This is a genomic window from Paenibacillus camerounensis (assembly GCF_000723885.1).
GTDB lineage: Bacteria > Bacillota > Bacilli > Paenibacillales > Paenibacillaceae > Paenibacillus_AQ > Paenibacillus_AQ camerounensis.
Genome location: NZ_CCDG010000047.1, coordinates 38,706 through 51,324, shown reverse-complemented (window position 1 = coordinate 51,324; position 12,619 = coordinate 38,706). Strand labels below are relative to the sequence as shown.

9 protein-coding genes and 1 pseudogene are annotated in these 12,619 nt (G+C 48.7%); 7 read left to right on the top strand and 3 right to left on the bottom strand.

Features of this window, described 5'->3' with window-relative positions; all coding sequences use genetic code 11:
• From BN3772_RS18015 to BN3772_RS17995, 5 genes and pseudogenes are all read left to right on the top strand, one after another.
• A pseudogene (locus tag BN3772_RS18015) lies at positions 1-1,979 on the top strand (hypothetical protein); the annotation flags it as partial.
• Positions 1,966-2,469, top strand: coding sequence for a hypothetical protein (locus BN3772_RS18010; RefSeq protein WP_042201158.1), 504 nt, complete (start codon positions 1,966-1,968; stop codon positions 2,467-2,469). The pseudogene BN3772_RS18015 and the gene BN3772_RS18010, both read left to right, overlap by 14 nt.
• Before the next feature lie 743 nt (positions 2,470-3,212).
• The gene (locus BN3772_RS31565; RefSeq protein WP_280114393.1) at positions 3,213-3,353 is read left to right on the top strand and encodes an HNH endonuclease signature motif containing protein; all 141 of its coding nucleotides are present in this window, start codon (positions 3,213-3,215) and stop codon (positions 3,351-3,353) included.
• Positions 3,354-3,374: 21 nt separating this feature from the next.
• Entirely contained in the window at positions 3,375-3,851 is a 477-nt protein-coding gene (locus BN3772_RS18000) for an SMI1/KNR4 family protein (protein ID WP_042201157.1), read from the top strand.
• Between the two features lie 313 nt (positions 3,852-4,164).
• On the top strand, positions 4,165-4,989 hold the full coding sequence (locus BN3772_RS17995; RefSeq protein ID WP_042201155.1) for a serine/threonine protein kinase: 825 nt from the start codon (positions 4,165-4,167) through the stop codon (positions 4,987-4,989).
• A gap of 63 nt (positions 4,990-5,052) precedes the next feature.
• Here BN3772_RS17995 and BN3772_RS17990 read toward each other — a convergent pair whose 3' ends face one another.
• A complete protein-coding gene (locus tag BN3772_RS17990; protein WP_042174903.1) occupies positions 5,053-5,265 on the bottom strand; it encodes a hypothetical protein in 213 nt (70 codons plus the stop codon).
• A 224-nt stretch (positions 5,266-5,489) separates the two neighbouring features.
• Entirely contained in the window at positions 5,490-6,032 is a 543-nt protein-coding gene (locus tag BN3772_RS17985) for an NADPH-dependent FMN reductase (protein ID WP_042201154.1), read from the bottom strand.
• Positions 6,033-6,403: 371 nt separating this feature from the next.
• Between BN3772_RS17985 and BN3772_RS17980 the strand changes: the two genes are divergently transcribed.
• Entirely contained in the window at positions 6,404-7,543 is a 1,140-nt protein-coding gene (locus tag BN3772_RS17980) for a response regulator (RefSeq protein WP_042201153.1), read from the top strand.
• 378 nt (positions 7,544-7,921) lie between these two features.
• On the top strand, positions 7,922-10,126 hold the full coding sequence (locus BN3772_RS31560) for a BclA C-terminal domain-containing protein (RefSeq protein WP_052380576.1): 2,205 nt from the start codon (positions 7,922-7,924) through the stop codon (positions 10,124-10,126).
• A 110-nt stretch (positions 10,127-10,236) separates the two neighbouring features.
• On the opposite strand, the gene secA is transcribed toward BN3772_RS31560, so the two are convergent.
• Positions 10,237-12,609, bottom strand: a complete 2,373-nt coding sequence (gene secA / locus BN3772_RS17970; RefSeq protein WP_042201152.1) for a preprotein translocase subunit SecA — start codon at positions 12,607-12,609, stop codon at positions 10,237-10,239.
• Between the last annotated feature and the right edge of the window lie 10 nt (positions 12,610-12,619).

Genomic DNA, 12,619 nt, shown 5'->3' with positions numbered 1-12,619 from the left:
CCGTCCGGGGAGTTCAGGGCATACAAGCAGAGAACAAGCGGCAGGCGGATCAGCTGAGCCGGCAGCTGGGCGTGCTGGCAGGACTATTCGGAATCGCAGGGAGCCGTGATCCATTCCGTCCGATTTCCATCCCGACATTGGCACAGAAGGCGGTGACTAGCTTCATTCGTACGCTCTCAATACTGAGCGGCCGGGATGAGCTGAGCAGTGATCCGGCGGTGCAGAAGCTGCGGGGGATTATTCAGCAGTCGGGCCTGGCAAGCATTGAAGGACTGTCCGCGCAGGTCAAGCTGAAAGAGATTTATGAAGCGAGGGAGCAGATCGCGAAGGCACAGACAGCCTACGAGGTCTATCAGACGTTTGGGAATCAGGCTCAAATGGCGGCTGCACATCAGCAGGCGGAGGAAGCGCGCAGGAAGCTGGAATCGATGGGGATCAGCGCGAAGCAATATGAGGCAGGGAAAGATCTTACAGGCTACTTCAGGCAGGCGGCAATCAAAGCCTGTGATTATGATCCGTCGGTCATCGACAAGAGTGTACCGCTGCCGGAGAAGGAAGAATATGCGTTTCTGCTGCGGATGGCGATGGAACCGGGAATCCAAGGAGAGTGGGCAAAGCAGCAGCTGGCGCTGGTCAAGCCGGAAGCGATGCTAGGTCCGGTGGACCCGTACAACAGCGTATCGGAAGCGGATATCCTGAACCGGAACGATCCGAGGGCGATCGGGCGGCTGAAGGAAACGTACTGGTACACGTTGCCGCCGGAGGAGCAGGATCGGCGGTATGAAGAGCTCAAGGCATACTACGAGAAGCAGGAGAAGGAAGCAGCGGACAAAAACCGGCTGACGGGAAGCGGAGTAGGGAATCAGACACTGGCGAATATTCTGGTGGGCGGAAGCAATATGATTGTGAATGCGATCGATACAGCCTCGTTCGGAATAGCGAGGACGGTAACCGACTGGATCGCGGGCCCGAAGCCGGAAGGTTATGTCAGTCCGCTGGATGATTCCTACGGGAAGCAAGCGGGACAGGTGGCAGGGGGCTTTATCGGCATTGGTCTGCCGTGGAAGTATTTGAATAGTGTGGTGAAGGCGACGGGAGTGGTAGGCAAATTCTCGCCGACCCTGTACAAATCAATGGTATCAGGAGCAATAAGCGGAACGATTGGAGAAGCGTTTGACGCCGCGAATGATTACCGGGATGATGGGAAGCAGAGCCTGGGTGAGCGATTAATCTCAGTAGGCGTCAACACGGTGGTTGCCGGAGCGGGTGATGTGTTAATAACGACTGCCAGCAAAGGGCTTGCCGGTGTAAAGAAAATCGTGAACGGCTCCATACGGGAAGTGAAGGTTAAAGAGGTTGAAGGCACGGGCAAGGCCAAGGTGGAGATCGATGAGGCAGCGAAGGAGCTTGAGGACGTTCGGGTTGGGGGGACGGGTAAGATTGGTGTAGTAAGCGAGGGTTCGGGTGGTCAAAATTTACTATCAAGTATAGGGAAAGTAGATAAAGCTCCATCAACAGTTAAATACTTGGAAGACGGTATTAGAAATGAGCCGTTTGAGCATGGTCTGTTTTTCGATAAAGACGGCATTGTGATTGGTAAATTAATCTCTGATGGTGAACAAGCAAAAATTGATCTTTCTTCTTATAAAGATATAGCAAAGGATACTATATTTACTCATAATCATCCTAGTAGCAGTAGGTTTAGTATTGCGGACCTAGAAACAGTGGTATATTTTGATATGGAAGAAATAAGAGCTGTGACTCCAAACGGGGTAACGTTTAGTATTAGTAGAGGGACTGGAGGATGGGCGATACATCCACTGGACGTTGAGAAAGTTTTTAAACAAACACAAAGAGAACTTGCTGGTGACCCTACGGTTCAAGCATTATTTAAAGAAGGTAACACAGAAGCAGTTTGGAATATATTATATGTTAAAATGGCAGAGAAAATGGGAGGGGAATTTAGTGTTTTTAAATAATGATGAAAGAATTAATTCGAAATTTCTTTACAGAAAACCTACAGTTATTGGGATTTTGGACGATAGTGATAACGATCCCAATGATATGAGTTGGATGTTTGATAACTCATGTGAATTGTTAAAAGTAAAATTTTCAGAAAGTTCATTTCAGGAGTTAGTTATAGGATTGGTGGAAATATTTAGAGGGGGACAACCGAACTATTCATCACTTGGTGAAATGTTTGGTAACGATACAAATGTGGAGGAAGATGTTGAGAAGATAGTATACAGAATAACTACTATTGAAAGAATTTTAAATGATATTATGAAAGTCGAGATGCACCTTGATCCTATGAATCGAAATATTAATGATCTGTTTTTGTATCTTCGGGAAGGTTTAAATATATCAAACCTTAGTGAGATGCTTATCAAAAAATACGAGGGTTTATCTATAGAATATAATGACAAATTTATTATTACAGATAAAGATTATAGGATTATCATTTTATGAAAATAATTGAAGATTCGAATTAATTAGTTCTTCCAAGAAAATGTTTGTGAGGGGTCTGTCAATTTTTCGTGCAATACGACTCCAACAGAAGAATGCATAGTACAAATCAACAACGCCACAATGCGAGCTAACTGCCGTGCTGTGGTTTCATTTTTATCCGCCGCTAATACCAAACAATATAATCATACAAGTGGCGGCTGTTCAAAATACCCTACCCAGTGCCGAATGAACCCATCATTCAACCAATAATACATTTAACCCATGTAATACCCGTATAAAGATCTCTTCATTGCGGTTGTAAGCACAACAAATGCTTTTAATTTTATACCCTAAATAACGCCATTCCGTTACAAAAAAAGGTCAATTATGGTCAGATACCACCATGATTGATCTGTTTTTTTGTTATCTTCGCTTTCCCCCGTTTTTTTTTCAAAATTGATCGCAACTGTAGACTACCTTACAGCGATATAGACAGTGAGAAGGCAATCAGTCCAAAAGTTTATTGCAACTAATTGGTTAGATAGAACGACCATTATATTGTCAGAACTTAAGAAGGGGTGGCACATGAAAGGTGTAACTGTATCTATTGACCGCGTTGTCATTGACTTTATAGACGTATAGCGCTGGATGGAGTCAAGGACCTGAGCAAAGTCCTGAAGAACAGCGAAAAATTTCCGAACCTAAAGCCTTTCGTAACGACCCCGGAAGGCTTTACCTTAACAATTAAGTAGTTAGATGAGCAAATAGGTGGTACGAGAAAAGGAATGACATGGCATCATACGGAAATCCCTGGTAAAATGGAACTTGTGCCATTTGGTATTCACAATATTACACTTCACAATGGTGGGCGGACGGCAGGTATGTGGACTGACGCTCCTAGATAATATTTTTTAGGAGGTAGAGAAATGGAAGTTAAGGATGAAACTATAATATATCCATTGCCGGATGATGTTCTGCTGACTGAAAAAGAAAACAAGTGGAGAATTATATTGCCGGATAAATATAAAGAATTTATTAAGAAATTTAATGGTGCTTCTCTTTTAAAAGATAGTTTTATGTGTAACAGCCATAGTTATGCAATTGATAGGTTTTTAAGTATTATGAAGGTAACTGGGGAGAGGGAAGAAGAATTCTACGATGTAGGAGTAGTTAGAACTCAATTAGATGAGAGAATTGTTTCAGACGAAAATTTGTTAGGTACTGAGTTATTACCAATAGCTGTTCTTTTTGCAGGTGACTTTGTGTGTTTAGACTATAGAAATAATGATAAAACAGAGCCATCTGTTTGCGTTTGGAATCATGAAGAATCATCAGATTTAGATCCTGTAACTTATTCTACAAGTAACAGCTTTGATGAGTTTCTAAATATGTTAACCATATGAGTCTTGCAAAATTTTGTTTGCGACTTTATGCTTCCATTCAAGGGTGAGGCTACTCAGTGCCCCATGTGATACCAGGACTGACTCCATAAAGTGAGACAAATCAAAATACCTTCAAGAGAACAGGAAATGGAAAAAGAAAACAATAAGTATAATCATTATAAACTTTCGGGAATATATATTTCTTGATGCGTAACGTTGAGCCAGTTGAATAAATGGACAACATGTATTTTTCATCTTATAATTTTTACGATTTCTTTGATAACTTATACTAGAGATTAGTTCCGCTCAGCTTCCAGACAGGAGAAGACAAGCTATGGCATTAGAACGGCTGCGCGGATTTATTCGGGCTTGGCAGGATTATCCGTTACATTCAGGAGTATTAATCGGTGAACGCTATGAGATACATCGCCTGCTGGGTGAAGGAAGCTACGGGCTAACGTATTGCTGCCGCGATATTACAGACGGCAAGCTCTACGCGCTGAAGCAGTCCAGGCCGAGCAAAAAGACTGCCGGACGGATGCTGCTTGAGAAGGAGTACACTATCCTGAGGTCCATGGAGCACCCCAATATCCCCCGGTGCCGGGACTACCTGGAATATAAAGGATCGAACTGGCTGGTCAGTGATTATATTACGGGGAAGACACTGGAGGACCTGATCTTTGATGATCAGCTCATCTACGGTGAGCGGGAGAGCCTGGCTGTTATTCTTAAGCTGGCGGAGCTGGTGGCCCATGTTCATTCCCGAGGGTATGTGCATCTGGATCTGCGTATTCCTAATGTGATTTTACAGGAAGATGCTTTATACTTGATTGACTTCGGGCTGGCAAGCAGGATCGGAGAGGAAAGAACGGCAGTAGCGCAGCTAAGCCTCCTTGATCCAGCCCTCCTGCCAGAGCAGCTGCCGCCGGTAGCCGCTTCGGATCTGCATGACATGGGCCGGCTGATGCTGTTCATGCTGTACTCCGCCTATGAGCCGGTACGGGGTGAAGAGGAACGGAGCTGGAGGGAGGAGCTGAAGCTCTCACCTGAAATGCGGCAGCTGCTCAGCCGGCTGCTGGGTGAGCAGGCTGAGCCGTATCCGGATATAGAGACTTTTGCCCGTGAGGCTGCTGCTTTATATAAGAGTCTGCTGAAATAACAGAAAGAGGCGCTTCCAGCCGGAACCGGAAAGCGCCTCTTGCGTTATTACGGCTGCCAGAGCTTAGCTTGAGCTGCCGTAACGGTTCTTATAATATTTGTGTCCGCTTCCTCCGCGCCGGGCATCGGAGGACGAATGCCGCTTGTAGCCGCGGCTGCTGCTTGAGTGTCTGTTGTAAAAAGACCGTCCTTTATGGCTGCTGGAATGTCTGCGGTGACCGCCGGGCCTGGAGTGTTCCACGGAATGCAGCACTTTACCAAGAAGTTTTCTAAGCATTACAATTCCTCCTTATATGTTAGGTTTAGCTAATAATTTTATCTTACTCTATAATTACCCTGTAGTACGCGATGATTAAATTAAGGTTTCATGAGAAAATTTTCATTTTTGCAGGGTGCAGCTGGCAAGAATAGTGATATTCATATGACGCTGGCACCCTGCCGCAGCAACAGCAAACAGCCGTCTCCGGAACGGAGGCGGCTGTTTGCTGTGAGTAATACTTTTTACGCGCGCAGTGTCTTGAGAGCACCGCTCCAGGCCAGGACCTGATCAAGCATTGCATTAACGTTGGCTGTATGCAGATCAGCCGGCTTGAATACTGAACCATTCTCGAAATCAGTGAACAAGGAGAGCAGCGGATGGACACGGACATCTGCAACCTGCAGCTCTCCGAGAATTCCGCGTAGATGCTCGGCTGCACGCGCGCCGCCTGCCGAGCCGTAGCTTACAATACCTGCAGCCTTGTTATTCCATTCATCACGTGCGGAGTCAAGCGCGTTCTTAAGCGCCCCGGTAATGCTGTGGTTATACTCCTGAGCAATGAAGACAAATCCGTCCAGCGTAGCCAGCTTAGCCGCCCAGGCAGCAGCAGGGGCATAATCGTCACTCTCGCCCAATAGCGGCAGTCTAAAGTCGGCAATATCCACAATTTCATAATTGGCGTCTCCACGGGCATCCGCAATGCCTTTAACCCATTCTCCAACTTGCGGACTAACGCGGCCTTGACGGGTGCTTCCCAGAATAATTCCGATGTTTAAAGTAGTCATTTGATATTCCTCCCAAGTAATTGTTTTGGATGTCATTTGTTGTTTGTGTTTTTATTATAGCATATTACTTTTATAAAGCAAGTGTATTTACGAAACTAAAATGCATTTTTAGATACAGGCAGATTGAATGGGAAAATGAGCGTTCATTCTTGAAGAATTAGCTGCTGGAAGCAGATTTACAGGGAAAACGCTTCATGATAAACTAATAGCCTAAATAGTTATTTTAAAATTTAATTAACTTTCGGCAGTCTGATTTAATATATGATCTCGCGTCACCGTTACGGATATTCTGTGCAATTGTATGAGGTTAGAGCAGTAAATAAGTACTTAGTGCAGGTTTTTTGCAGCAAGATGTACACTGGAGGAGTATTATGACAAGAGCGGTAATCATCGACGACGAAAAGCCTGCACTTGAATTATTGGCCAACATGCTGCTCAGAGACGGGCGGATTGAAGTAATCGGTGCTTTCCGTACACCTTCAGATGCCCTGCGTGAGATTAGGTCGCTGAAGCCGGATGCTGTGTTTCTGGATATGGAAATGCCGGGCATGAACGGAGTGGAGCTGGCACTAATGCTGCTGGAAGCATGCGGCGAGCTTGATATTATTTTTGTAACCGCCCATACCTCCTATGCAGTAGAAGCATATAAGGTTGAAGCCGTCGATTATCTGCTGAAGCCCCTGATTCCGGAACAGCTGGACCGTGCGGTTACCCGGCTTCAGAAAAAACGGATGTTGCGCGGAGCCTATGAGGCAGGCGTACGATCCATTCAGCCGGAAACCCGGATTATCGGCTTCGGCGGGCTTAGGCTGCTGAACACATCGGGCGAGGAAGAGGAAGTGAAATGGAGAACCTCCAAAACGAAGGAGCTGATGTCCTTCCTGTTCTTGAAAGGCTTGTCCAATGTGTACAAGGGGCAGATTGTTCAGGCGCTCTGGCCGGACTGCAGCGATGAGCAGGCCCAGTCTAACCTGCATACCACTATGTATCAGTTGAAGAAGGCATTGAAAGCAGCGGAGATTCATATCGTTATTCATTTTAAGAGCGGAAAATACCGGATGGAGCTTGAAAGGACCACGGGTGATGTCTGGGAATTTGAGACGTTCATTAGTAGTAACAAGACGGTTGATGCGGCAAACGCGATGAATGTGGAGCGGGTACTGGAGCTGTACAGCGGGGATTTATTCGCTGATTCGGACTACTTGTGGAGTATCTCTAAACGGGAGGAAATGCTCAGCCATTATATTAAGCTATCCAAAAGGCTCTGCGGCTTCTATATGCGAGAGGGAAGGACGGAGGAAGCGATACAGCGGATCGGTAAACTGCTGCAGCATGCCCCGCTTGAGGAAGAGGCGCATGAACTGCTGCTTGGGCTCTATTTCCGGGAAAAGGACCGGATCAGCCTGATCCGCCATTATCATGCCATGAAAGAGCTGCTTAATCATGAGCTCGGGCTTGAGCCGAGAGAGTCAGTCAGACAGCTGTATAATGATATGCTGTACCAGCTCTAATCCTATATATGATGTAACAGGAGTACATCTTCCCTTGTTGGAAGGTGTTTTTTTGTGTGCATGGCTGTAAAAGATTCTTACGCTCTATTGTGAATCTTATGTTTCTATGCAGCACAAAAAAATGTGTCGGAAAATGTCCAGAAAATGTCCATAGTCCGATGATACATTAAAATAGTGTATACATTTCCGACAGGAGGTATTATGTGCTACAAAAAAAGACAGGAATGCGGAAGCATTTAAAGGTGGGAAAGAAGAAATCCTTGTAGGATTTTAATGCCTGGAGGTATCTTTTGTCACAGGAAATAAACTTGTCAATTTATTGTAGTGTTTGATTACCTGCGAAGCAGTAACAATAATCACATTGGACGGGGGATTATTTTGAAAGATAAGAAAAAAGCAATTATGACCGGTCTCAGCTTCAGTCTGTTCCTGTCGAGTGCAGCTCAGGCAGCCGCTGCTGCCAAAGCAAGTTTTACAGATCTGCAGCATGTGAAATGGGCGGAGAAGCAAATTACGCAGATGAACCTGCTGGAGGTCATTGATGGCCGCGGCAACAGCACTTTTGCTCCGCAGGATAACGTAACCAATCAGGAATCTGTTATCATGATGATCCGGCTGATGGGGCTTGATAACCAGCTGTCTGCAGGAGTAAGCGGTTACCCGGCTGATGATTGGGCTCAGTCATATATTAAGCTGGCATTGGATCTCGGACTGCTGGATCAGGACGATCTGGGTCCGGGATGGGGCAGAGCCTCGGCCAGCCGTGAAACTGTAACAGAGCTTGTTGTGCGAGGGATACAGTCAGCCAACCAGATCAGCGGGTTGACTGCGGATACCTCACCCTTCACAGATATCAGCGATGCTTCAACTGGTCTCGTGAATGCCATTCATGTTGCGACCCAGCTGAAAATCGTAAACGGTTTTCCAGACAATGAATTCAAGCCGTTACAGAATGTAACCCGTGCCCAGATGGCAAAAATTCTTAATGCTTCGCTGCCTTATCTGGCACTTGATGAAGCTTCACCAGTAGCACAAAAGGTAAAATACGGCATCATAAGTGAAATTACAGACAGCCGCCTTGTAATTGATACAGACGGCGTTAAAACGACGTACAGTCTGACTGAAGGACTGGCGGTCTACGGGCTTAATGCTTCAGCCATTAATCTTTCGCAGCTTAAAGTCGGACAGCCTGTATCTCTCGTATCTGATGCAAGCGGCCTGGCCATGATTGAGGTAACCAGCAAGGCGGTATCCTTGCCAGAAATCAAAGCTCAGCTCGCCCAGCTGGCAGTCAAGGGTGAAACAGGTGCAACCGGTGCGACAGGAGCAACGGGACCTGCCGGCCCGACCGGGGCAACAGGGGTGACAGGCTCCAGCGGTAACCCTGGTTCCCAGGGGCCGGTAGGCGCGACAGGAGCAACCGGGCCTGGAGGAAGTGACGGTGCAACCGGTGCGACAGGTGTAACCGGACCGTCGGGAGCGACGGGTGAAACGGGAGCGACGGGTGCAACCGGGCCAACGGGAGCGACGGGTGAAACGGGAGCTACTGGTGCAACCGGGCCAACGGGAGCGACAGGCGAAACGGGAGCGACAGGCGCAACCGGAGCAACGGGAAGTGACGGTGTGACCGGGGCTACTGGAGTGACTGGAGCAACAGGAAGTGACGGTGTGACCGGGGCTACTGGAGTGACTGGAGCAACAGGAGTAACCGGGGCGACAGGAGTGACTGGAGCAACGGGTGTGACTGGAGCGACGGGAGTGACTGGAGCAACGGGTGTGAATGGGGCAACAGGAGTGACTGGAGCAACAGGTGTGACTGGAGCAACGGGTGTGACTGGAGCAACGGGTGTGACTGGGGCGACAGGAGTGACTGGAGCGACGGGCGTGATTGGGGCGACAGGAGTGACTGGAGCAACAGGTGTGACTGGAGCGACGGGCGTGACTGGGGCAACAGGAGTAACTGGAGCGACGGGCGTGATTGGAGCAACAGGAGTAACTGGGGCGACAGGAGTGACTGGGGCAACAGGAGTAACTGGAGCGACGGGCGTGATTGGAGCAACAGGCGTAACAGGAGCAACGGGTGTGACCGGGGCAACAGGAGTGACTGGGGCGACGGGTGTAAATGGAGCGACAGGAGCAACCGGGGCGACAGGAGCTACTGGTTCTGCAGGGGGAAGTGGATACGCAAGCGGAGTCAATTCGGGTGGAGGAACAGTTTCAGTTGTAATCGGTGGTACAACGGTGCCGCTGACGCTCGACACACAAAGCTCCGCTGTCAGCTTCAGTAGCAATATGTTTACAATTACTACTGCTGGAACCTACTTTATTCAGTATGATATTAATATGAATAATAATTACTTAGTGAGCTCAAGAGTAATGCGCAACGGAGTACAGATTAATGCAAGTATAGTTAATTCTAGTGTCAGCACATCGCATCTTAACAACGGATTTATTATACAGTTGAATGCCGGTGACAGCTTAGAGCTGCAAATGTATGACCTGCTAGGAGCTGTTACTTTGACGACCGGGGACGGCGCTTCCATGAATGTAATATATATCGGACCGGGAACTCCTCCTATCTAAGTGAGCTGTAAACAGAATAGATCTGCTTCATAAAAAAGAGAAGGGCAGCTGCCTCCGGTTCATTCCGGTGTGCGGCTGCCCTTCTGGTTTATTTTGTTATGCCGGGTTATTCAGCCTTCCGTACCGGAGTGCAGCATCGGTGAGATATTAACCCGGAGAAGCTCGCTGCATACGGCTTCCCCGATATTCCGGATCATGGCCAGGAACATTTCATGCCCCTCGAACTGATATTCCTGAAACGGATCGTTACCAGAGTAAGCCCGCAGATGAATGCCCTCCCGGAGCTGATCCATCGCGTCGAGATGCTCCATCCATTGACGGTCTACCTGGTTAAGAATGATATATTTTTCTAGATTACGCATGGCTAAGCTGCCAACTGCTGTTTCTTTTCTGCTGTAAGCTGCGCTCAGACGCTCCGTCAGGTATAGACGCAGCTGCGGCTGCTCCATAATCCGCAGATCTGCTGCATTTATCTGCAGGTCGGGATCGAGCAGCGGATTCACAGCGGACTGCAGTCCTTCCGTGTTCCATTCCTCGGGAATCTCCTGTTCCGGGCAGTGCAGGGCTACAAGACTTCTGCACCATTGCCCCAGCATAGCCGCCACAAGGCCGCTGTCTATCCGGTTCAGCAGAACGTCCTCCCTGTCCCGGTAGATCAGCTTCTGCTGCCGGTTAATCACATCATCATATTGAATGACATGCAGCAGTGTATCGTAATGGATACCCTCGACCACATGCTGGGCGGATTCAATGCTCAGGCTGACCAGTTTGCCTTCGAGCGGGCTGCTTTCGTCATGGCCCAGTTTCAGCATCTTCCGTCTAAGCGAATCCGATCCGAAGCGCTGAAACAAGGAATCCTCCAGCGAGAGGAAGAAGCGGCTGGAGCCCGGGTCTCCCTGCCGGCCTGAACGTCCCCGCAGCTGTTGATCAATCCGCCGGCTCTCATGCCGCTCGGTCCCGATCACATGCAAACCGCCGGTTTCGGCTGAGCCTTCTCCCAGTTGAATATCAGTGCCTCTTCCAGCCATGTTGGTAGCAATCGTAACAGCACCTTTCCGGCCGGCGCCGGCGATGATTTCGGCTTCCTCCGCATGCCGGTGGGCATTGAGCACGCGGTGCGGAACACCCGCTTCCTGAAGAAGCACAGATAATTGTTCTGATTTCTCAATGGAGACGGTTCCGATAAGAACAGGCTGTCCGTTGGCGTGCCGTTCGAGCACCTCACAGATGATCGCACTGTTCTTGGCCGCTTCGGTCAGATAGATGAGATCCTGCAGATCATCACGGATACAAGGCAAGCGGGTCGGAATCTGGACGGCATGCAGTCCGTAGACCCTGCGGAATTCGTTATGCTCCGTAACTGCAGTTCCGGTCATTCCGGCCAGCTTGGGATATCCGGCGAAATAATGCTGGAGTGTCATTGCCGCTTTGGGAACCAGCTCTGTTCCGATATGCACCCCTTCCTTCTCTTCAATAGCCTGATGCAGACCATCGCTATAACGGCGTCCGGGCATCAGCCTTCCGGTATTCGTATCAATAAGCTGTATCGCATTATCCTTGACAATATATTCGGTATCACGTCTGATCAGGTGATGGGCTCTAAGCGCCTGAATCAGATGATGATGAATCAGTGAATGCTCCGGATCAAACAGGTTGTCAATCATGAATTCGCGTTCGGCCTTCCGTACACAGAGCTCAGTCAGGGTAAGGGTCTTGGCCTTCAGGTCAATGGTGAAATCAAACCCTTCGCTAAGCGGTAAAATAAAGCGGTTCATCCGGTAGTACAGCATGGACGGCCGCTGGCCCTTGCCGGAGATAACCAGCGGTGTACGGGCTTCATCAATGAGGATCGAATCCACCTCATCAATAACGGCATAATGTAGCGGGCGCTGGACCAGCTGCTCGCTGTACAATGACAAGTGGTCGTGCAGATAATCGAAGCCGATTTCACTTGCAGTTCCGTAAGTAAGATCGCAGGCATAAGCATGGCGTTTCTGGTCACGGGCCATCCCGTTCAGCGTGCAGCCGACAGAAAGACCCAGGAATTGGTACACGGGCTGCAGCTGCGTGCTGTCACGGACGGCCAGATACTCATTGGCTGTAACAATATGAACACCCTTGCCTGTCAAGGCGTGGACATAGCCGGCCGGAATGCTCGCCAGCGTCTTGCCTTCACCGGTCTTCATGTCCGCAATATCGCCTCTAAACAGGGCCGCAGCGGCCAGCAGCTGCTCATCATAGAGCAGCAGCCCCAGCACACGGCGCACAGCTTCGCGTACAACTGCAAAAGCCTCAGGCAGCAGCCCGTGCAGCGGCTCGCCATTGCTTATCCGTGTGCGGAAGACGGCAGTACGGGCCTTCAGCTCACCGTCACTAAGCGCTTGAATTTCCGGAGCGAAGGTATCCATACGCTCAATGATCCGGCTAAGCCTGCTTAGCTCCCAGTCGTTATGGTTTAATATCCGCTGAACTTGTCGCAGCATCATTGTTCCT